Annotated in this window: 13 protein-coding genes; 8 read left to right on the top strand and 5 right to left on the bottom strand. The window is 40.0% G+C overall.

Translation table 11 applies throughout. The annotated features are described in order from the left end of the window. Positions 1-19 precede the first annotated feature (19 nt). The 3 genes from R3O62_RS13500 (at position 20) to R3O62_RS13510 (ending at position 7,262) form a co-directional block, all read left to right on the top strand. The gene (locus R3O62_RS13500; protein ID WP_269109674.1) at positions 20-2,257 is read left to right on the top strand and encodes a hypothetical protein; all 2,238 of its coding nucleotides are present in this window, start codon (positions 20-22) and stop codon (positions 2,255-2,257) included. A gap of 34 nt (positions 2,258-2,291) precedes the next feature. Beyond that, a complete protein-coding gene (locus R3O62_RS13505; protein ID WP_193684117.1) occupies positions 2,292-5,489 on the top strand; it encodes an FISUMP domain-containing protein in 3,198 nt (1,065 codons plus the stop codon). A 402-nt stretch (positions 5,490-5,891) separates the two neighbouring features. Further along, the gene (locus R3O62_RS13510; protein WP_005808750.1) at positions 5,892-7,262 is read left to right on the top strand and encodes a S41 family peptidase; all 1,371 of its coding nucleotides are present in this window, start codon (positions 5,892-5,894) and stop codon (positions 7,260-7,262) included. A 600-nt stretch (positions 7,263-7,862) separates the two neighbouring features. On the opposite strand, the gene R3O62_RS13515 is transcribed toward R3O62_RS13510, so the two are convergent. Then, entirely contained in the window at positions 7,863-8,705 is an 843-nt protein-coding gene (locus R3O62_RS13515; RefSeq protein ID WP_005776719.1) for an aldo/keto reductase, read from the bottom strand. A gap of 402 nt (positions 8,706-9,107) precedes the next feature. On the opposite strand from R3O62_RS13515, the gene R3O62_RS13520 reads away from it, so the two are divergent. After that, positions 9,108-9,881 carry a class I SAM-dependent methyltransferase gene (locus tag R3O62_RS13520; RefSeq protein WP_005776720.1) on the top strand — a complete coding sequence of 258 codons (774 nt, stop codon included), beginning with the start codon at positions 9,108-9,110 and terminating at the stop codon, positions 9,879-9,881. Positions 9,882-10,061: 180 nt separating this feature from the next. Here R3O62_RS13520 and hemG read toward each other — a convergent pair whose 3' ends face one another. The 4 genes from hemG to R3O62_RS13540 are packed head-to-tail and all read right to left on the bottom strand — an operon-like array spanning position 10,062 to position 16,139. Beyond that, the gene (gene hemG / locus R3O62_RS13525) at positions 10,062-11,450 is read right to left on the bottom strand and encodes a protoporphyrinogen oxidase (RefSeq protein WP_234190788.1); all 1,389 of its coding nucleotides are present in this window, start codon (positions 11,448-11,450) and stop codon (positions 10,062-10,064) included. A 2-nt stretch (positions 11,451-11,452) separates the two neighbouring features. Then, a complete protein-coding gene (gene hemN, locus R3O62_RS13530) occupies positions 11,453-12,817 on the bottom strand; it encodes an oxygen-independent coproporphyrinogen III oxidase (protein ID WP_032530252.1) in 1,365 nt (454 codons plus the stop codon). Positions 12,818-12,822: 5 nt separating this feature from the next. Beyond that, entirely contained in the window at positions 12,823-14,052 is a 1,230-nt protein-coding gene (locus tag R3O62_RS13535) for an MFS transporter (RefSeq protein WP_022012200.1), read from the bottom strand. A gap of 17 nt (positions 14,053-14,069) precedes the next feature. Then, positions 14,070-16,139, bottom strand: a complete 2,070-nt coding sequence (locus tag R3O62_RS13540) for a TonB-dependent receptor (RefSeq protein ID WP_032530253.1) — start codon at positions 16,137-16,139, stop codon at positions 14,070-14,072. A 630-nt stretch (positions 16,140-16,769) separates the two neighbouring features. Here R3O62_RS13540 and R3O62_RS13545 point away from each other — a divergent pair. From R3O62_RS13545 to R3O62_RS13560, 4 genes are all read left to right on the top strand, one after another. Continuing rightward, complete coding sequence (locus R3O62_RS13545) at positions 16,770-19,079, top strand: hypothetical protein (protein WP_412717784.1); 2,310 nt, start codon at positions 16,770-16,772, stop codon at positions 19,077-19,079. A gap of 12 nt (positions 19,080-19,091) precedes the next feature. Then, positions 19,092-20,288, top strand: a complete 1,197-nt coding sequence (locus R3O62_RS13550) for an OmpA family protein (protein WP_250709820.1) — start codon at positions 19,092-19,094, stop codon at positions 20,286-20,288. A 298-nt stretch (positions 20,289-20,586) separates the two neighbouring features. Next, a complete protein-coding gene (locus tag R3O62_RS13555) occupies positions 20,587-21,456 on the top strand; it encodes a helix-turn-helix domain-containing protein (protein WP_005808729.1) in 870 nt (289 codons plus the stop codon). 817 nt (positions 21,457-22,273) lie between these two features. After that, positions 22,274-24,505 carry a TonB-dependent receptor family protein gene (locus R3O62_RS13560; protein WP_317472866.1) on the top strand — a complete coding sequence of 744 codons (2,232 nt, stop codon included), beginning with the start codon at positions 22,274-22,276 and terminating at the stop codon, positions 24,503-24,505. Positions 24,506-24,508: the final 3 nt, after the last annotated feature.

The raw sequence follows: 24,508 nt of genomic DNA on the forward strand, positions 1-24,508 counted from the left end.
AATAATTTGTAAGAAAAGTATGAGAAAAGCTATAAAGAAAATTCTCCCATTATTATTTCTGCTGCAACTAATATATAGTTGTATTGCGGATAAAGATGAGTTTATGGATCAGATTCAGAATAGTAATCCTGTTCAAATAGAGCTTTCCACACGTTCTTTTGTAGAGGGTGGAGTTACTATTTCTAAATTCCGTTTTATCGCAGTGTCTGCTTTAGGTCGGGTTGTCATAAATCAGATGATTGATAACCCGGCAGATAAGAATTTTACTTTTTCCATTGCTCCTGGTAATTATACTTTGTATGCTGTTGCCAATGAAACAGTAGAGATGACACAACAATTGAATGATGCTTCCACGAAAGACGAAGTTAACCGGGTTCAAATACCTGATGTTTACCAGAAATCGGAGAGATGGTTACCATTAGCCTGGATCAGAGAAGGAGTAATAGTAAAGGCAAGAGAAGATAATAGCTCATATGGAACTGTATCTTTTGATAATGGTGTATTGTGGAAAAATGTGATTAATATCGAGTTGGAGCGTCTTGCTGCCAAACTTCAATTGAAGTTGAGAAGAAGTAATGCGAAGAACAAAATTCTTTTGAGAGCGGCTACCTTTTATTCTTATCCGTCTTTTTCTTATTTATATCCATTAAATTACGACGGGCTATTTTTAGGATATGACCACATGATAGATAGGGATATAGAGATATCATCTGTTGATGATGGTACGGAGAATTACACTGTCATACGTTCCAATTATCTGATAGGAGAATTACTGGGGATGGGGACACCTTGTTATGTTAAGGTGACTTTTCTTCGTGATGGCGTACCGGAAACTCATAAATTATCAATCGGTCAATCTCAAAGGAATAAATATTATCAATTAATGGGCACCATCACGACGAGTGGGGTCGTGATTGATAATATTGTTGCTTTGCCTTGGGGAGATGCTACTGACAACATTGATGTTTCCGGCGTTGAAATTCAATTTTCCAAGGTAGAGGTTCCTTATTCTTATGAAACAGAGAGTAATGTTCATTTTGTGACAAAAAATATTGCGGAAGAAAACATTCGTTTATCAGATGGTTTGTATTCATCGGATGGTACAGTAGTAAATGTGAGTTCTAAGTTTGATATGCGTAAGACAAAACTGACATATTCTTATGATAAGACAACCGGAAGGGGAAGTGGGATTCTGACAATAAAACGTAAGACAGCAGCTGTGACTTCGGATACTTTGCTGATTTATGCAGCCGGACTTCGCAGAACGATTATAGTGAATGGGCTTGGAATAGCAGGTTCCAATGTTTATTGGGATGAATTAAAACAGCAATTGACATTTGATAATGTACCTCAGAAAGGGAAAAAAGCACCTCATGAACATTATCAAGGTGTATATTTCAAGTATGGTGGAATGGTTGCCCGTTCGGGAGGAAGTAATAACCAATCATCAGAGATTATATGGAACGCTTCAGGTTCCATATATACGGCAAGCAGTGATATTCCGTATCTTACTGATACGGATTATCCGGAGTCTATGTCAAATATGCCTTTCTCTCCGAATAATGATATAGGGGATATCTGTGTATTTTTATCAAGAAGGGGTATTGCACCCGGATCAGAGAAAGGAATGAAATGGAAAACGCCTACCAGGGACGATTGGCGAGCTGTTATCTCTGCCAAAGTTAAGAAAACAGAAGGAATTTGGACTGATATCGGTGAAAACTCAGATTGGAGTGGAAATACTTCCTTGGAACAAGGTGTCAGAATTGACGATCGATATTTTTTTCCCGCCAGTGGCTCTGCAAGTGTGAGCGGTGGATATTTTCAGAAAGGTTGTTATATCCGATATATGTGTAGTTCCCCTAAAAGTGGAGAACGGATGTATACGTTCCAGCAAGATCAGGATGGTAGCCCATTCATTCATGATGGAGTATTTAGAAATGCGAATTTGATACCTGTTCGTTGTGTGGTAGATGACAGTCCCGAATCGATCAAGCCTTTATATATGTTGACTTATGATATAGATGAAGCACATGCCAGTACAACTGTGAGTTCGGGAAATATATTTATCAAAAAACAATATGCTGATGCTGGCAGTAGCATAACACTTTCTGATCAGGTTTTAACTTCTTCAGACGGTAGACTCCATACCGGTTGGGTTGTGGATGGAAAAGAGTATACGTTAGGGGCTGTTATTTCTAATGTGAATAAAGATCTGGTTGTCAGACCCAAATGGGGCCCCCGTAGTATAAATTGAATTACGTCCTTGTTTTATGTATAAAAAGAAATCTATGAAATATATAGGTATACTGTTCGTTCTGTTTATGTTTTTATATGCATGTACGGACGAAAATATTATTAATGATGCTTCAGGATGTATACCTGAAGCACCTGAAGGGAAAGCTAATATTGTTGTAAAGTTTCAATCGGGTTCTTTCAATAAACCGGTTACCAAAGCAACAATTCACAATGATGGTGATTTTGATAATCCATGGGTATTATCATTTAAACTGCCGGCCGGAGGAGCAACAACTTCGGATGCTGTTTTTGTGGAGGCTGTACCGACTAAACAAATAGCCGGTCAGATGATTGTGCAGCTATCAGTAAGTAATGAACCGCATGTGTTGTATTTTGTTGCGAATGCGGATGCAATGATTATGAGTAAAAAGGAGTCTTTCAGTGGGAAAACATATGATGAGATATCCGGTCTGCTGACATTTGGTGATCCGGTTTCATCGGGAGGTGCAGGATTGACTCCACTTTCCAATCCGCAGGGAAGAATTCCTTTTGTTAATGAGAAGATTCCAATGACTTCAATGATTCGGGTCGATAAAATAGAGAAAAATATGTCATTGGGACAAGTGGTGAATTTGAGCAGAATAGTTTCTAAACTATACATTGATGCGACAAAAGCGAATCAGAAAAATAGTTTTATATTGACAGGATTCACAGTTGTCGATGTCCCGTCAGTGGGATATTTTGATAATATGCTTCCAATTGATAGGGTGACGCCTCAGGAGGTTGTTGATTATGGAACGAAAGATGATACTGCTACTCGTCTTTCAGGACTGATAATTAGTGATATTGTGGGAAATACTACTAAGTCGGATGTTTCTGACCGTCCGGTTTATGTATATCCATTCTTGACCGGAGATAATAGAGGTGGAGAGTATGGGATCATTTTGTCAGGACATTTTGGTAGTAATGTTGATAGATATTTTTACGTGAAGCTTGGTGGTCCTAAAAGTAGTGCACAATTAAATAAGCCCAATGTCAGCTATAAAATCAATGTAGAGTCAGTGGAGAATAGGGGATATGCTACTATTGAGGAGGCTTTAGTGAATTATCAACCGGGTACAGGGGTTGTATGCCGGGTTACTTTGCTGGATGATTTTCATGAATTAGTGGCTAACGGACAATATTATTTAGGCCTGTCGAATTCAGAGTTTTGTTTTTATGCGGACGGAGAACAAAATGATATTATAGTAACTACAGTCACTACAAATGCTTATGATAGAGGGAATGTGGCACCTTCGTCGTCCATCGAATTGCTTAACGCAAGAGGGATGGAACTGGTAGCTGGACAAACAATAAACTCTAACTCAACAGATATTAAGGTTAACTTTACTAATCCTGTTTCGGCTGAAGGAACTGTTAGAGTTACAATTGGTAATTTGGTGAAAGATATATCTGTGACTAAACAGAATGTTTTTCTTTCCAACTATGAATCCGGTAATAATGGAGTACTAATTGGAGAACATATTGTTAGTGCATATATTCAATCTGATACCCAATCCGGCAATGGAAACGTAGGCTTAGCCACTATGATCAATTCTTTGGATAGACGGACTGAGATAGAGACATCTTTAGAAGGAGGTACTGATTTATATTTGTTTTATCGAAGACGCATTGGAAATCAGGACCTAAAAATTTGTGCGTATAATAGTATGGGGAATACCCGCTTGATCGAATTAAAAACATCATTGCCTCAATTTGCCGGGTCGAATATTTATTGGGACGGAACAAAACTAACTTTTGATGATACCCCGGGTGAGGGGCAGAGAGCACCTCATGAACGTTATCAGGGGCTTTATTTTAGATATGGATCTTTATTTGCGTTAGGAGGAGGTGCCTCCACTCCGGAGGTTATTTTTAATCCGACTGGTGAAATATATGATATTAGAAATATCCCTTATGCTATTAATGAAATAGTCCCGCCATTGGATCAAAGCAATAGAGAGGATAATTTATTCGGATTGAATATTGATGACTATTCGAAAGGAATTGGAGATATTTGTAGATATATGACCGCAAGAGGATGGGCACCTCCTGGAAAGAAATGGAAGACTCCATCGGGATATGAATTGAAAACTTTAGAGAACAATGACGATTTACTTACAACGATAGGTCCCTATGGTGAGGATAATTCCAAGTCCCATCAATGGGGACAATACGAAGTATCAGCAGGTACGACTTTATTAAATATTTATTTTCCTGTATCCGGTTTGAGAGATAATAGTAATGGTAGATTAACCTATTTATCTTCTAATGCACATTATAGTTCTTCTTCTGCAACGTCAACTAATGCCTGTGTTGCTATAGTAGGGGGACAAGGAGATTTTCTTGTCTTCGGTAATTCGGGGAGATATTGGTTTAGGACAGTGCGGTGTGTTGTCGATGATTCGCCTGAACCTGTAACTCCGATATATACGCTTTCGTATGATGTGAATAAGCAAGAAGGAGAGGATATTGTCATTCCGGAAGGAGCTAAATTACTAAGGCAGCATGTGGAGCAGAATGGTTCTATCCAACTTTCTGGTATCAGATTGGAAGCTTCTGGACGGGTTCATGTCGGCTGGAGCATTAATGGTAAAGAGTATGCCTTAGGAGGATTGGTTAGTAACATAACTTCAGATTTGGTGGCTAAAGCTGTTTGGGTAAAGGGGTATTGGGTCGGTAATTCAATCTGGGCTCCTGGAAATTTACGTTCTGGTAAATTTGCTACTGCGCAGGAGTACATAAGTAAAGTTTGGAATGGAGGAGACTATTATAATTGGAATTGTAAGGATCCTTTGGATATTAATACGGACGAGATTTATACCGGATGGAATCCTTTGAATGATCCATGTCCGGTAGGTTGGAAAACACCGTCAAAAGCGGATTTTGATAATTTGGTTAGTGCTGGATATGTATATGGATTAAAGAATGGTGTAGCAGGCTATTGGTTTGGAACAGCAACATTGCCTGCTACAGAAAAACAAGATGATTACTTATTTATGCCATCTAAAGGTGGATATAGAAATCTGAACTCAACAAGTCTTGCTCAAGTAGAATCTTACACAACATATTGGAGTACGATAAAAAAAGATGAAGGAGAAACTAACCCTTACTTGTTAGAACTAAAGGCTGACAATTCTGGTATACGTGTTCGTACTACACATTCTACACGTTATGGAGTACATGTGCGTTGTATCAAGGATATGGATTAGTACCGGACACACTAAACTTTACTATGTTGACTATGGTCTGTGAAGATAGTAGTAATATTTCGTTTCTTTCATACCTCTTATATCAATGATTGATATAAGAGGTATTTCTAAAAGAGGCTGATTGGTTTTATTCTTTAGAAGAATATTATATCAATAAAAAGAAGGGAGTTCAGTCTTACCAATAAAATTTGTATAACGGAAACTTAAAGAGGAGTCTCAATAATTCCCGTCTGTGAAGATAGGGATTACTATTTGTTTTGTTTGTGTGTAGTACCCTTCTATATCTGGTGTGATAAGAAGGGTACTTTTTTCGAAACTCCTTTATATCTTTTTTATATCGTAATAGTGGTATGAAAGCTAAGTATTCACTACATTTGCGCAGATTATGATTGCCGATAGATTATGAAAAGAGGAAAACTATTGATACTTCCCTTATTGGGAACCCTTATACTGACAAGTCTTTTTTCCTGTGGTGTAGACCGCTGGCCGGAATATTATCCGGAGACGGGACGTGACATTTGGATAGATAGTGTGATGCGTCAGGAGTATTTATGGTATAAAGACATGCCTTCACCTGCCGCTCCGGATTACTTTCAGGAGCCGGCAGAATTTCTAAAAAAGGCTGTTGCTTCCATGGATAAGGGCTTCAGTAATATTGACTCTCTGCTTGACGAGCCTATCCCAAGCTATGGCTTCGACTATAGCTTATACAAAGTGCTTGATAACGATACGGCTTATAATGCTCTGATTTCTTATGTTGTTCCAGGGTCACCGGCCGAAGAGGCCGGATTGAAGCGTGGGCATTGGATTATGATGCTGGATGGAGATTATATCACCAAAAAGGTAGAGCCGGAATTGCAACAAGGAGGTGTCCGGACGCTTCAAATAGGTGTATATAAAGAGGTAGTTGGGGAAGATGGCAAAACAACTGGTAGTGTCGTACCGATAGGGGACACAACGATATCTGCTTCACGTTCTTTGACCGATAAGCCTGTCCATTATTTCGATGTTATCCCTTGGGATGGAAAAACGGTTGGGTACCTGATGTACAATGAGTTTAAAGCGGGATCAACAGCGGATAGCCAGGCCTATAATGACGATTTACGGAAAGTTTTCCGGAAATTCCAGACAGATGGTGTAAATGAGTTTGTGTTAGATCTCCGATATAACACCGGTGGCAGTTTAGATTGTGTACAGCTGCTCTGCACTATGCTTGCACCGGCTGATAAAATGAATCAATTGCTTGCTTTATTGAGGTATAATGATAAACGTGTAGAATCGAATCAGGATCTGACGTTCAATCCGGAACTTATCCAGTCGGGTGCAAATCTCAACTTATCTACTGTTTATGTATTGACTACCAATGCTACGAGAGGGGCTGCGGAGATGGTTATCAATTGCCTTAACCCTTATATGAAGGTGATATTGATAGGAACTCAAACTGCGGGAGAATATGTTGCTACAGAGCCTTTTGTTCATCCTACGGATCGGTTCATCCTGAATTTAGCTGTATGTAATGTATTCAACGTACAAGAAAAATCGGATTATGTCAACGGTTTCAAACCTGCATATGAATATAACGAGGATTCTTATTTAAGCACTTATCTGCCTTTTGGTAATACGAATGAGACATTGCTGAGTGTAGCATTGAAAACAATGAGTGGTGTATCGGAAAACGGAGGAGGAGAGGGAACAACACGTATGGTTGTAACGAAGAGACTTATGAAATTCCATCCTCGCCGCGGATTGACTTTGGGAATATCGGAAAAGTAATCTGTCATTTTGTATTTTAGAAATGCGGAGAGACGTTTCTTTACGGACTGACGATGACAAATAGAATAAAAACGCGTGGATTTTGCAATAGCATAATTCATGCGTTTTGCATTTGGGAAATATTGTGCCCACGATGAAGGGAAATTGACGAATGTTGTAATAAAATTGAATGCTGAAATAGCGGAATGGTTCCAAAATGCTATTCTCCAGATGTTCATCTATAGTTGAATTCTGGAAGAAAATTGCCTTTTTTTGGTTCGGTTTATCATTTTTCTCACGACTTGACCTTGTTTTGCTTTCTGAAATTAATATCCTGAAAACAGAAAGTTAACTTTCTGTTTTCAGGATATTAATTTTCTCTTGATAAGAAGTTCGTTCTTTATTTTTACGATGTTAACTTCTTGTTAACGACTTCCGGCTTTCATCCTATAAATATGCGGAATATTTGCATCTTACTTGCCGATTCATTCCTGTTTCGCTGTTTTTTGAAAAATGAATAGTTAGTCAAAATGGACTTTCTACGATTTTCTGATCAGGATCTGAGGATATTGCTTGTATAATGTCAATCGTCAAGTGTAGATACAGATATATACTTTGCAGCTATTTCACATAGTTAATCAGCCATTTTACCATTTCCGGATCATAATGTGAGAAGAATAGACTTTTTTCATTGTCAAGTGCGGCTATAACCGTCATTTCTCTTTCTGTCAAACTGAAGTCAAAGACATTGAAATTCTCAATCATACGTTCTTTATGTGTAGACTTGGGTATTACTACTATGCCACGCTGAATTAAGAAACGTAGAGCAACTTGTGCAACCGACTTTCCATATTTGACACCAATGGCGGCCAAAGTCCCGTTGGTGAAAAAATCATTTCGACCTTCGGCAAACGGTCCCCAAGCCATTAGTTCTGTGCCGTATTCCTGCATGACTTCCTGTAGTTTTCTTTGTTGATTGAATACATGGGTTTCCATTTGATTCACCGCTGGCTTTATCTCGCAGAATTCTGCCAGATCGACAAAGCGGTCAGGATAGAAATTGCTGACTCCGATAGCTCGCACTTTACCTGTTTTGTTTGCTTCCTCCATGGCGCGATAAGTGCCATAATAATCATTGAAAGGTTGGTGAATCAAAAGCAAATCGATATAGTCGGTTTGCAATTTTTGCAGAGATTCCTCAATAGATGCCTTTGCTTTTTCGTAGCCTGCATTCGATATCCAAACTTTCGTAGTGATAAATAGATCTTTGCGGGGAATGTTTGATTTTCGGATGGCATTTCCCACGCCTTCTTCGTTTCCATAGGCTTGGGCTGTATCGATCAGCCGATACCCTACACTGATAGCATCTGATACGCATCTTTCACACTCTTCGGGAGTTACTTGATATACTCCGTACCCTAAAATCGGCATTTCAATGCCATTGTTCAGTTTTACATATTCCATAATCATATATTATTAGATTACACATTTACCGGCATTAGACTGATCATTCAGTTGTTTTTGCCTTTTTGATTCAAATGCAAAAATAGTCGGTTTTGTTCGTTGATATAGGATATGGATTACAGCTTTTATTACCTTTATTACGGATTAAAAAGTATTATTGCATTATGTTTACCAGATGGTTTGAAAACACTTATAAGATAAACTTGTTCCAACTGTTGTCATAATAAAAATTGTGGTTATCTTTGCGTTCTACTAAAAAAGTTTGGATGTTTAAACTTAAGAAGGATTCCGTGAAGTAAATAACCTTTTAAACGTAAGTTTGAGGTTATGCTGCAATTCTGGCTCAGGCATATTTTTTGTCTGAGATATTTTCATATATATACATTAATAAATTAAAGCATCATGAATAACGATAATAAATCAATTCACGAATTCGATTTCGATTTAATCTGCGAATATTTCTCAAGTATAAAACGACAGGGGCCTGGCAGTCCTGAAGTGACCATTAAAGCTCTTAGTTTTATTGAGGATCTGAACGAAAATTCTCGTATAGCTGATCTTGGTTGTGGTACAGGCACTCAGACAATGACATTAGCCGGGCATACATCCGGACAAATCATAGGTTTAGATTTGTTTCCTGCTTTTATAGACATTTTCAACTACCATGCCAGTCAGTTGAGCTTACAAGATCGGGTAAAGGGAATTGTAGGTTCAATGGACAATCTTCCATTCAGTAGAGAAGAGTTGGACTTGATCTGGTCCGAAGGAGCAATTTATAATATAGGTTTTCAGCATGGGCTGAAAGAGTGGTGGCAATATTTGAAAATAGGGGGCTATATCGCTGTCTCAGAAGTTTCCTGGTTTACTGATAAACGGCCTGCCGAGATTAATGATTTCTGGATGGATGCTTATCCTGAGATAGATACTATTCCCAATAAGGTTGCCCAAATGCAAAGGGCCGGGTATATCCCTGTTGCCTGTTTTATTTTACCTGAAAACTGTTGGATAGAACATTTTTATACTCCACAAGTAGAAGCCCAGGAGAATTTTCTGAAAAAATATGCCGGTAATAAAGCTGCTGTGGATTTTATTGCCAACCAGCGTCATGAGACCCAACTTTACTATAAGTATAAGGAATATTATGGGTATGTGTTCTACATAGGAAAGAAAATCTGATGTTCCTGTCAAAAAGTTAAAGAGGCTCTAAAGGTTATTATTATGGTATTGATAAATACCTTTAAAAGGATTGGGAAAATGAATTTCATCTTTCCCAATCCTTTCTTTTAAGTAGTGTCGTAAGGATTGATAGGTGTTTTTTCAGACTGTTTGTAAATATAGGTAGGCGATAAGAAAGGTTTATTTTTCGCGGGCAATCTCGACAGCTTGTTTGATGCGGTCGGCCATACCGATTCCTCCTTTGAGATTTCCTGCCAATACCAATCCGGGATATTGCTTTTGTAGTTCGTTAATTGTGGTAAACCTGTCGGCGCTGCTGCTTTCGTATTGGGGAATGGCTTTTTCATGCCGGAAGATGCGTATCAGATCGGGTACTATTCCAACAGGATAATTCAGCATCTCGTGCATGGTAGTGCCAATTAACGTGGTAATTTCGTCATTGCTTTTTGTCAGGAGTTCGGGATGCCTTGTTCCGCCCAGGAAATATGAATACAAGGCGCCATCCTTTGGAGAACGGTTGCTGAAGCAAGCCGATGGAAACAAAATACCTAAAACAGATTTTTGTTCACAGGAAGGAACCAATCCCCCAAAGGCAGGGAACTCTTTTCCATAAGTATTACGCAGACCCACACAGACTTGCATAACGGGAGCATAGGCAAGATTGCTAATCCGGTTTATTTGTTCGGTGGGGATAAAAGGAAGAAGTGGAGGCAGGGCATAGGCAGGTATGGTGGTTATCACCTTCCGACAACGAATTTGATCGACCTTTCCGTTGGCATCTGTAAAGCAAACCAACCAACCACGCTCACAAGGTATCAGGGATGTTGAGGTGGCTCCCAATGAGAATCGTTTATTTCCAATGGCCTGTTCCAATGCTCCTGTCAGATTACTGAGGCCTCCATGGGTAGAGAAAACTTTTCGTGTGGCCAGTCGATCGCGTTGGTTTCGGGGTGAAAACGATTTTGCAATGCCACCGCGAATGAAGCTGCCATAGGTCTGTTCAAGCTGATAAAGCTTAGGGAGGGCGTGACGGGTGACCAACCGCATGGGGTCACCGGCATAGACACCCGAAATGAACGGGTCTACCGCATAATGCAGATAAGACGTGCCCAAGCGACGTTGTACCAGTTCGCCAATGGTTTCGTCAGGATTGTTTCCTCTTGAGCGGAAAGGTTCGCATAGGATATTTAATTTATCTTTTGTACTGAACAACGGTGTGGTAATTGCATTGAACAGTCCCGAGGGGAGAGGGTGAAAACGATTACCTTTCCATATAAGACGTTGTTTGGAAGCTTCGCGGGCTGTTTCTAAACGGCAGATTGGAGAGAGTGCCTCGAGAAGTTCGGCTACTTCAGGGTGAGAGATTATACCGGTATTCGGTCCGCTTTCGAAGGTGAAGCCACTTTCGTGGTAGGTACATATCTGACCGCCCGTGCGGGATTGTTGTTCGATTACTTCGACATCACATCCCTTGCGAGTGAGGTAATAGGCGATAGTCAGTCCGGTGAGACCTGCACCAATGATAATCGTGTCTCGCAAACGATAATTTTTTGTTTCTGGTTGGTTCATTTTTACAAAGGTTTTGAATATGAGTGTGGGGTATGGAGCATAAGCTTGTCAAGTGAAGCGGCTACGTTGCGTACAAATGCCGAACCTTCGGTTGTCATCTCAAGATAGTCATCAGTATAGTAAATCAGCCCGTCATTGGCAAAGACCGACAGTTTCTGTTCATCATAGGCTGTAGCGGCTTTTAGAGTCGGTACTGATACGTGCAAACGGTTTGACAGAGCTTTCCAATCGATGCATCCATTGCACATTAAGGTTTCAATCACTTCTCTGGTTAATTGCTCGGTTGGAGAAAGGGCGTAGCCTTTGGTAATACATAGTTCGCCTTTGCCGATAGTCTCGATGTAGTGGAGAATATCTTTCGTGTTTTGAGCATAGGCCGATTCGAGTTGGCTGATAGCAGTTACGCCCAAGCCATATACCTGTGCAGTAGTGCGTCGGGTACAATAACCCTGAAAGTTGCGGTGTAATTTTTTGGTTTGCATGGCGATACTCAGTTCATCGTTTGGGCGTACAAAGTGATCCATTCCGATAGATTGATAACCGGATTCAAGCAATAGCTTGGCAGCAGTGTCAAACATATTCCGTTTTTCACGATTATCGGGTAGACCTGATTTCTCCAGAATCAACTGTCGTTTATTGATCCAAGGCACGTGGGCGTAACTGAATGTGACCAGTCTGTCGGGTGATAAGGAAATGGCTTGCTCTATACTACGGGCAAAGCTTTCTACTGTTTGCTTGGGCAAGCCATAAAGAAAGTCAAGGTTGATGCTTACCCCCCTTTCGCGTAGCAGAGCAAAGATATCTTCCATCGCTACTAAGGAAGGGCGGCGATTCACTGTTTTCAGGACTTCGATGTTAAAGTCTTGCACGCCAATACTGACACGGTTGAAACCACATTCGGTTAACTGTAGCCAATCTTTCTCAGAAAGATATCCGGGATGGCATTCAATGGCTATTTCCGGACGATCGATCATCCGGAATGATGATAATAGGTGAGCATTCAGCTCTTTGATCAAGGCTATAGGAATGGCTGTGGGGCTTCCGCCTCCATAATGTATTTGTGCGATCGGGCGGCTCTTGTCCAACAAAGGAAGAATTTGATCCATCTCCTGATGCAAGGCCTTTACATAGGATTCAATGACTTCGGGACGTGCCATAGGATATGAGTTGCATCCGCAATAGTGACACAAGTGTCGACAGAACGGGATATGCAGATAAAACGATAACGCACGTTCTGAAACCTTGTTCGATTGCTGCACAGCCTCCAGGTAGCGGCTGTTGGTAAACGGTTCAAAATAATTGGCCGGTGGATAACTGGTGTATCGGGGTACCGGTACATTGTATTTATTGATTATTTCAGTATACATATGTGTTAAGAATGAATAGTTTGAGATTCTTTTCTGAAGAAACAAAAGATATAGATCAGCGATATGGAAGCCAATACGACTTCGAAGATAAATAGACCGTGATAACCAACCCTGTCGGCCACCACTCCGCTAAGAAAGGCCATAAGCAGACCACTTAGGTGTGTGAGTACAGTTTGAATGGTAAAATCAGTTCCTTCGCATCCTTTGCGTACACAATCCATGGCAGTGGTATATACCACAATGGTTGCCATACCGTAGGCACTCCACAATAGTACGATGCCCAAACAGAGCATTGGGAGTGAGGGAGGCGTCCACGAAATACACATAAAATAGAGTGTGGTAAACAGAATGAATATCGCGAATAGTATTCTGGAATAATATCGTCCGATTTTGCGAACCAGTAATCCGGCCAGAAAAGATGATGCGAAAGCGGCTCCGGTACCTACGATGCCTATCATAATGCCTATCTCTTTCATTGAATAGTCCAGATCAACCAGGTAAGAACGCAGTACCGATAAAATGCCGATAATGCTGGCGTAGTAAAGTAGTAGGAATCCTATTTGTTTCCAGATACTGCGGCGGGCAAAGAACCATATAAAATCGGTAAGTCGTGCTCGCTTTGCAGATTCCTTGACAGTCATTTTCATGCGCTTATTCTTCAGTAACGGGATAACTGCCAATAGTACGAAAATGCATAAGCACGGTATCACTGCATGCCAGCCATAGTGTTGGAGAACAAGAAGCAGCACGCCCGTTCCTATTAATGTACCTCCGAAGCTACCCATTGATTGCATACTGTTGACCAAACTTTTATCCCGCTTGTCAAAAGAAAGTACAGCAAGTGTGTCTGTGGCTATATCTTGTGTAGCTGAAGCTACAAGTGATAGAAACACCAATCCGATAATGAGGTAAAGGTCTGTCTGGATGTCGAGTAGCCCTACTAAAAGGATCAGTAAAGCATATACTATTTCGGATGAAATGATACAGCGTTTATAGTCTTTCATGGTGATGCAATGCCGGTCGATGAGTGGTGCCCAAAGAAACTTCAATATCCATGGAAGTTTGATAAGCTGTAATAAGGCGATGGACGAAAGAGAGTAATCAGCCTGTCTCATCAATACTTGTATGGCAGTAGAGAAGAAACTCATCGGGATGGCCTGTGCGATATATAGACAGAAAAACGTACCAAGGTTCAGTGTCTTCTGGGATAGTGGGAAAAATCTGTTTATTTCCATTTTTTGATGTTGCTTGATTAAAGACGGACGCTGACAGATGTCCCCAGGGTGATGGGTTTTCCTTTTTGCGCATAGGCTTTGCTTGTCACGAAGTAGTAGCTCAGATAGTCGGTATTGGTGAGGTTTTTGCTCCAGACTTCCCACGTAAAGTTTCCTTTACTCGCACCAATTTTCAGATTGACCAGTGCATACAGGTTTTGTTTGGCTTGGTTGTCTTCGTACCAATAGATTGGGCCTGTTGCCGATACGCCACCATTGAGTGTAAGGCGGTCGATCCAGGAGCAGATGTTGTAGAATGTATATCCGGCTGTTAAAGAGAAGGTGTGACAGGGGACCATAGGCAGGTAATTACCCCCATAATCTTTTAGGGTGCCACGTTCTTCTTTCTTATAGTGAACAAATCGGGCATCTGTATATCCATAATTCATATGTACGACCAATGAATTTACCGGACGAGCCTGCAAACTTATTTCGACGCCTTTATTGCGAGAGCGACCGGCGTTTCGGATTATATTACCTACAGCCGGAATAGTATTGGTTATCTGCTGGTTGCGCCAATCTATATAGAACAATCCTAAGTCGGTTGTCAGTCGACCATTCAGGAAAGATAGCTTGGCGCCTATTTCGTAGTTCCAGTTATATTCGGGTGAATAGATATACTCGTCATCGTTGAGGAAAGAAACATTAAATCCTCCGGTTTTATATCCTCTGGATACGGAAGCGTAAAGCAATTGATTGTGGGATGAGAGATATTGCAAGCTGAACTTGGGAGTAAACTGGCTGAAGTGAAGGGATCTGTCGAATTGTCCGAGAGATTTTGTTTCTCCCTTACCATCCAACGGCTGTTGCACTTTGGAAAAATCGCATCGGGCCTGTTCATAATCGTAACGTAAACCCACAGAGCAGGACAAACCTTGGAACAGATCGAGTGTGGATTGATGATAAAAAGCAATCCCTTGAGTGGGGATCTCACTATTAGTAAGATGCCGGGTGGTATCTGTAAAACGACTGAGGTCAACTTTCCTATCTACCGTTTGCCGGAAAGCAAAAAGCCCCGTTATCCAGTGATAACGACTGTTATTGACAGATTTTGCTGTAAATTCCTGGCAATACATATGCTGTCGTATCCGGTTTTGCCCGTAGAATATATTGCGGGGCGAGAAATCTTGATCAATCCCCATTTTATCTTGTATATACTGATAGGAGGTTTGGCTGTTGAAACTAATGCGGGAACCATCGTAGCGTACATTAACCCCGGAAGTCAACAGATTTCGTCGATACAGTCCTTCATCATTGTAGTTTACGGCTTCTGTTGTTCCGTTATCGGCATTGTACAATCCGTATGGATATCCTCCCTGATTCGAATACTCGTAGGAAGTTATGAAACGGGTGGTCCAATGGGCTGCAGGTTTCCATATCAGTCCGATTCGTCCTGCTCCATTATCAAGCTTGTCCGCTTTCTTATGGGTATACAGGTTTGTAAAAAAGCCATCATTGTGGTGGTAATTGCCGCTAATGGATAAGCCCAGTTGTTCGTTTACCTTTGTATGGTTTGAAGCCATCAATCGAATATCATTGTAACTGCCATATCCTAACCGAAAACGTGTACCTTGATAATCAAGGGGTGAATGGGTGTATATATTGATAATTCCACCGATGGAGTTACGTCCGTAGAGAGTGCCTTGTGGGCCGCGAAGCACCTCTATACTACTTATGTCCGACAAGTCAACATCGAAAGCTGAGGTTTCAAAATGGGGAATTCCATCGACATAAAACCCCACCGATGGAGCATCTTTTTTTGCTCCTATGCCTCGGATATAAACCGGAGAGTTTTGTTTAGATCCATAATCGGGCATATAGAAATTAGGCAGTAAGGAGCTTAAGTCTTTAGCTCCCGATATTTCATTTTCTTTAAGGAAGCGATTATCCAAGGTAGAAATAGAAAGTGGTTCACGATTGGGACTGTTCTGTTTAAAACCTACTATCGTTACTTCATCCAGATTGATAGGCTTAACCAATACCGTATCGGGTTCATTAGCTGAAACCATTGTGGAAAAGGGTAGGAGGAAAAATAGTTTTCTTATCATATTTTTAGAATTTGCGGCAAAGGTAGACCATGTTTCCAGAGCGGGCAATCCTCATTTCTTAGGATTTTATCTACCAGTTTCAGTTTGCCTTGCATTAATCGTTTTTATCTTTTATTCTGACATTATTGGTCGTGTGCCTTTTTCATGTTTTCTTCTGGTATATAACAAACCACCCAATTCTATCAGAATAGTATAAATAGGGGGTATTGCTTCATTTGACTGATTTCTGTTAGCGACGACAGCTCCTTTATATTTTCCCTAAAAGGGCTTTATGATATAACTTCCGGGGATGGAAATCATATGTTGTTTTCGTCGGTTTATAGGAAGTAATAGTTTGCCTATAGATTGTATTTATTTGTTGTATAGAGATTTATGTTACTTCTGTTTTCCTCAGGATGCATTGCGGCTATTTAATAGTTAGCCAATTATAGTGCCGGTATTCTGAAATTGTCTGATACATATAAATAGTGTTCTTTTTTATATAAATATAAGAGTTTATAAGATATTACTTTTGCATCAGAAAGTACGTACTTATTAAACGCGGTTCTGATAATATGACTTTTTATCCCCATATCTGTATTGTCAACTGTCGTTTATATAATTATTTTATACATTTTATTGATAAACAAAATGAACAATGCTAAATTATTACATTTAATGGTTTATATCTTAACCATTATTTTAGGGTGGGCTTGCACAGAAGTGGATATTACGATGCCCAAAGGTCCTAAAGGTGATAGAGGAATGTCGGCTTACGAATTCTGGAAAGAGAATGTAGAGAATGGAGTGATATCCTGGCCTAAACAAGAGACTGAGATAACTGATTTTTTTAAGTACTTAAAAGGTAAAGACGGTCTGGATGGAAAAAATGCTTTTGAACTTTGGAGAGAGGATGTAGCTACAGGTACTTTAGATAATCCTCACCGTCCGGGAAGTAAATGGCCCGTATCTCAAAATAATCTTAGAGATTTTTGGTATTATCTGACAGGAGCGAGTGGTGAGAATGGCCAGACACCTCATATCGGAGATAATATGAATTGGTGGATTGGTAATAAGGACACTGGAATACGCGCACAGGGCAGGGACGGACGAAATGGTGAAGATGCTGTTCCACCGATTGTTACGATTGGGGATAATGGTAACTGGCTGATTGATGGGGTAGATACAGGAAGACCCTCCAGAGGTGAAGAAGGAGTTGCGGGAGCAACACCTACTATTACAATTGGAGAAAATGGAAACTGGGTAATCAATGGGAAAGATACCGGAAAGGCTGCGATAGGTAAAGATGGAAGATCGCCAGAGGTAATGATCGGTACTAATGGAAACTGGTATATTAATGGGAAAGATACCGGTATTCGTGCATATGGTAAAGATGGTGTTGATGGCAAAGACGGTACTAATGGAAAGGACGGTACTAATGGAAAAGATGGTGCTGATGGAAAAGATGGTACTAATGGAAAAGATGGTGCCGATGGAAAGGATGGTAGCAATGGAAAGGATGGTGCTAACGGAAAGAGCGCTTATGAATTGTGGGTAGAGAGTGTTGAGGCCGGTTGTAATAATACTGGGCCTAAAGTGAAAGATCCCCATAATCCGTCTTTGGATTGGGATTGTGGTAAAACCTCTTTGAGTGATTTTTGGGAGTTTTTGAGAGGTGCGGATGGCAAAGATGGTGCGGACGGTAAGGATGGAAAACCCGGTATTCCAGGCAAACCGGGTGCTGAAGTTACTATTATTAAAGGAGTACCTAACGTAATTGCGCTTTATTCGCAGCAAGAATTTGGCGAGTATGTCCGTACAACCGATGGAGGAGTAGCTTATCGTGTGTATGATGAATCTGGTAATAAGGCCCCAAAGGCTGTAGTTAAGGGAATCCCCGGCTTGGATCCGACTAAAACCTACACAGCCAATGAGGAGGGGGAGTTTATTATTCCGAAAGAAGATCTTCCTCAGATTGATGATGTGGATGCTCGATGGGGAAAAGTTAAGGAGGTAACTATTAATAATGTGACAAAGGAATCTGCAGAAAACACTTATGTCCCTAACAGAATGCAGATTAGAATGATTTATATTGCCACCTCTCCATATCTTGATTTTGAACATAACCTGCAGTTTAGAGTAGAAAGAAAGACAGATCCTGGTGCGGAATGGAAAACTCTTCCCAGCTATTTACCTAATGTAAATGCCGGGTTTACGGCATACCAGGTTACAAATCCGGAAGATCCGACATCTCTTGATAAAACGAAAAAAATAGAAAGTTCTACACCTAATATGAGCAGTACATCAATGTCTATTAATCCTAATAGATATGTTAAAGAGAACCTTGCTGATATAAAAAATGGAATAGCTGACTTTTGGGATGGAAAAGATAACTATTTCTCAATAGTAAAAGATACCCCTTATTATGGAGAAAAGATTTATTGGAATGGAGTATGTAAAATGGCACCTTACCAGATACCTCCTACACTTAAAACATTAGTTTTGACTAAGGCATCTGCTGAAAGTGGAGATGATGTATTCTTAAATCGAGCTCAGGGGGAGTTTGACTTTTCGACTATTGATTTCAATATCATATCTAAGAGTAAATTGGTAAAAACAGTGAAACCGAACGGCATAGATTACATTGAACCTGAATATTATACCCCGGAAGAAGCGAAGGGACTTCTACTTTGTTATGTTAAGTTTACATATACCTCTCCGTTGGGAGTGCAAACAGCTACAAGCGAGCATAATAAGTCAAGTTATAATAAACCTGAATATGCTGCCCTTAGTCCGTATCTGGGAGCTACAATCTATTCAGTGGGGGCGAATAGTGCTTTTATCTACTCTAACTCTGTATCTTTAGGAATTCTCAAGAAGAAAGTAGATGATGGTACATATTATGTTGAAAATACATATAAAAATATGCCTGCAATTAGTGTAACTTATAAAGATAAATAAAATATAAGCAAGATGAATTTCAGTGTAATAATAAATAGACTTTTTATAGGAGCATTGGCTTTTACTGTCTTTCCCTTCTATACTTATGCTCAAAACGATAAAGTGGAGAGACCGGAATATAGAACCAAAGCTTGGGAGGTGGGGGCTGGTGGGGCTCTTATCAACTGGGATAGAGTGACCTTCTCCGATTTCCGCCAAATAGATGGTGACTATTTGTATCGGATGAATATCGATCATCTTTTTGGTGGTATCCAACTGTATGCTGCTCGTGAACTGAACCCCTGGTTTTACATTGATTTGCAGGGAACATTGGGTTTAGCAAGAAATCAAGTTGAAACAGGCGGGCGTAAATACGATTTCATGTATATGGCCGGTCCGGGACTTCAATTTCGATTTACTCCATTGTTTAAATCAAAATATGTAGAACCTTATTTACGTATAGGTGTTAACTACCTTCATCATGATTTTCATGCAATTAATGCGGGTAAGTTTGGGAATGATCCTATAGGAGAAGCAGAATGGACGTCATCAAATCCTTGGAATAAAGAGACAATAGGATCTAAACAATCCTATTTCCCCTTATCCTTTGGAGCCGGGGTACAAGCTTGGTTTAACGATCATTGGGGAATAGGATTACAGGGAGAATACATAATGCCTGTCGATAAAAATCAAACGCGCTTTGTTCAGGCTTCGATGCGTGTTATGTTCCGTTGGGGTGGAAGTACAAAACGTCCCATACCGGTTGTACAGTACATAGATCGTCCGGTTGATAGGATTGTAGAACGGATTGTTGAAAAGAGAGTTGAAGTACCGACTGTGGTAGAAAGTCATATCTGCGATCTGTTCGATAACATTCATTTTGCGTTTGATAAGGATGTGGTTACTTCCGAGTCTGAACTCACTTTGGATAAAATTGCAGATCTGTTGAAAAGCTATCCGGATAACAATTTCTTGATAACCGGATATACAGACGCAAGAGGAGGTGATAATTATAATATGGATTTGTCAAAACGTCGTGCAAAAGCTGTGTATCGAGCGTTGTTGAAACGACAAGTGCCTCAGCATATGTTGAAATGGCGTGGAGTCGGGTATCATGCCAGTTCGGTGCCGGCTTCAGGTCCGGATAAAGTCAGAATGGGTGATAGAAAAGTGTCTATTGAGAGAGTGACGAATTCAGATTACTGGGGTTGGTTAACAAATGAAGAATAATGAGCTATATTAATTTTTCATAAAACATAAAGGCGGCAAGAACAATTTTGTTTTTGTTGCCTTTTTTGTTCCGTTGTTTTGATGTAGAATGAAAAGATTCGAAGAAATAATAGAATGTTAAAGAATTAATCATCATCTGGCTTAAGAGTAGGTAACTCTTTAAACTTCATAAAAAGAAATGCTTAAAAAGATTATCTTATGAATAAATGTAGAGATAGTTGGTGGATTTGTGTAAAATTTTATTTTGTGATAAATAGCCGCTAATAGTTTAATTTTGTATGTTTAATAAAATAATATTATGAAATTACTTTATTTTAAAGAACATCTGTCATGCATGAACTATCAAGTAGATGTTAATACAGGTTTTGTTTGTTATAATTTAGAAAAAGATAATGTAAGTCAAATAGATAATAGTGCTTCTCCTTGTATTTTTTTCCTCCTTGATGGAGAGGTGTCTATCGATAGTGGTGAATATCAGAATGTACATGTTGAGAAAGATGAAATGCTTCTTATCCCACAGCATGTGGATAATAAAATCGAAGTCATATATGATGCAAAATGTCTCTTGTTGTTTTGGAATAAAGACATTAGAGTGTGTGATAAAGTTTATATAAATTCTCTCTCTTCTTATGAGAAAAAGAAAGAAGAGATGTGTGTACTTCCTATAAGAGCTCCTTTACTGGCTGTTTTGGATTCCATCGTTGCATATTTATATGCCAAAATGCAATGTAAACATATGCATCTTATCAAACAGCAAGAGGTCTTGTTGGTTTTGAGAGGGTATTATACGAAGAAAGAATTATTTACTTTTTTTTCTTCTATCTTAGGTCATGCAGGACATTTTGAAGATTTTGTAATGGATAATTATAGGAAAGTAAAGAGTGTGAAGGAATTTGCAGGTTTGTACTGTACTTCTGAGCGCTCTTTTAATCGTAAGTTCCGGGATTGTTTTAAAGAAAGTCCTTACCAATGGATGCAAAAAAAGAAAGCGGAGTTGATCAGAGAAAAAATAAGTGAGTCTGATATTCCTTTTCAAGAGATCGCAATGGATTTTGATTTCAATTCACAAGCTCATTTCACTTCTTACTGTAAGAGATTATTTGGAATGACTCCCAGTAAATTGAGAACAGAAAGTAAACGGATCGATGCTTCCGATTTGGGTTACTGATATATATACCGGAAAATCATATAAAGGCTGGATTAGATGCTTATTCTATTCCGGTCTTTTTATTTTAGTGATATTTTGTAATACAGTTAGTTGGGGGGGTAAACTCTTTCTTTGCTTGGGTTTCTTGATGGCTTCGGTTTCAATTTCCTGTTTCATTTAAATACTTTTGATCACTTTAAGTCTTTGGGCTTTTTTAGTGCTTTGCTCCATTCGGATATATTAATTCTGAAGTCGAAAAGTGTCACTGGAAAATAAGAATGCAGTTAAGAACTATACTGTGAGAAATGATACAAAACTTGTTCTCATGACATACTCCTGACATCCTGTTTGAGGGATGACTGATAAAAGCCGGCTTTAACTGCAAGTTTAATTTGCCGGGATCCGGTGGAACACATAAATATTACTTAATGGACTGTTATCTTACTCCTTTGGTAACTTTATAAGTTTAATGCCATATCATGCTCATACTCTGTGTGTAAGCAATCTGTTTTATGTAATGTTAGGAAAAATTTCGATTTGGTGCAAATACCTAAATATAGTGATTGTGGGTTAAATTTAGTGTCTTTATCTTTGCCGCTGTAATTAAACAAACAACTAAACTATATTAAGGAATACAGTTTCTATACCCTAACAAACATTAGAGTTTTGCTTTCCTTTTTTTCCTATCCATGCAGGCACTACAGCTTTTCTAAAAGAGTCGATATGGGTGTTAAGTAAGCAGGTTATACCGCTATTCGTAGCTTGATTTCTGCAAAGCGCATCTCTTGTGGAGGTAAATCAAATAGAAGCCCCCTGACAGTGTTACAATTTTATTAATATGACAAATAGAAAACCTTTATTTATCATCCTCTTTTCTTTGGGATATTCAGCTATATACTCACAGGAACAGCAGGTGAAGAGTGACTCCATCTACCAGTTACAAGAGGTAGTAGTATCATCCCAACAAATACTTGGAAGCAAGTTTAAAGCAAGAAACCGTACAGGCTCGGCATATTATATCTCGCCCGAGGAAATTCGCAAGCTTGGATATACGGATATCAACCGCATGCTGAAAGCCGTCCCGGGAGTTAATATGTATGAAGAGGACGGTTTCGGGCTTCGTCCGAACATTAGTTTGAGAGGAACGAAGGCCGAGCGAAGTGAGCGTATCTCTATTATGGAGGACGGTGTACTGGCGGCACCGGCTCCTTATTCTGCTCCGGCGGCTTATTATTTTCCCAATGTTGCCCGAATGGAAGCTATTGAGGTACTGAAAGGTAGTAGTCAGGTACAATACGGCCCGTTCACTACGGGAGGAGCCGTTAATCTGGTATCGACTCCTATTCCGAACAACTTTTCCGGTAAAGCAAACATTTCTTACGGAAGTAAGAATACGTTTAAATCTCATGCAGCTATCGGGAGTAACTGGAAACATTTTGGATATATGGTGGAATATCTGCGTTATCAATCGGATGGTTTCAAGAGATACGAAGATTATGCAGCCGAAGGATTTAAAAGAAATGACATTATAGCCAAAATGGTGGTAAAAACGGATAAAGTAAGGGGAGTGAATCATGCTTTGGAACTGAAATTCGGATATGCAGGCGAAAATTCGGATGAAACTTATGTGGGGCTTTCCGCAGATGATTTTAAGAAAACCCCTTTTCTCCGGTATGCAGGTTCGCAAATGGATAAACTTAAAACTGATCATCAGCAGTGGGTTGCTACTTATCTTCTGACTTTTTCCAACAAATTGAAAGTAACTACCAACGCATACTATAACTATTTTCACCGGAATTGGTACAAACTAAATGATGTGCGTGCAGGAATCACCTCGAAAGAGAAAATATCCGTCGCCGATGTACTTATAGACCCGGAAACTAATATCCGCTATTTTGATATTCTAACAGGAAAAACAGACCGGGAGGGTGAGGCCTTATTGGTAAGAGCCAATAACAGAACTTATCGTTCCAGAGGTATACAAACCAGAGTTGAATACCGTTTCAACGTGAAAGAGTTCTTCTTCGACCTGGAGTTCGGGCTTCGTTATCATGCCGATGAGGAAGATCGTTTTCAATGGGATGACTCTTACTCAATGAAAAATAAGAAGATGGTACTATTCATGGAAGGTATTCACGGTACAAATGCCAACCGTGTTACTTCTGCCAACGCTTTAGCCAGTTACCTGCTTGCCAAATTAAGATATAACGTGTGGACTATTACTGCCGGGTTACGATACGAGGACATAGACTTATTGAAAAAAGACTATACGAAAGAAGATTTGGCGCGTTCGGGTAAAGTACGTATTGAGACCCCGAACCATGCACGTGTACTGATTCCGGGAATAGGCGTACACTATCAATTGCTTCCGGCCGCTTCTGTTTTCTTCGGGGTCCACAAAGGGTTTGCTCCTCCAAGCGCGGAATTATATCAAAAGCCTGAAAGCAGTGTGAATATGGAATTGGGCACACGTGTTTCTATCGGGAAATTCAAAGCAGAGCTAATAGGCTTCTACAACAATTACAGTAATATGCTGGGAAGCGATCTGGCCGCTTCGGGCGGATCCGGAACGCTTGAGCAGTTCAATGTGGGAGAGGCCCGGGTAAAAGGTGCGGAGTTTCTGGTGCAATATCAGCCTCTGCCTCATACTTGTAGCCTAAGATTGCCTTTGCAGTTATCATATACTTATACGGATACGGAAATGAGGAACTCGTTCGAAAGCCACTCATGGGGTAATGTAGTTAGAGGTGATGAAATACCTTATATTTTCAAACACGCTCTGAACATGCAATTGGGGATAGAATATAAATGGTTCTACGCAAATATAGGTGCACGCTATAACAGTGACATGCGCACCTCACCCGGGCAGGGAACAATTGCGGAGAGAGAGAAAGTTCCGGCGAACCTTATACTCGACGCTTCGGTCAATGTACTTGTAAATAAATATCTGACGCTCAGGTTAAACGCGATCAACCTGACCAATAGGGTTTACCTTACATCCCGCCATCCTGCGGGTCTGAGAGCAGGACATCCTTTTGGAATCTATGCAGGAGCTAATGTACAGTTCTGATAT

This window comes from Bacteroides hominis (assembly GCF_033042785.2).
GTDB classification, from domain to species: domain Bacteria; phylum Bacteroidota; class Bacteroidia; order Bacteroidales; family Bacteroidaceae; genus Bacteroides; species Bacteroides hominis.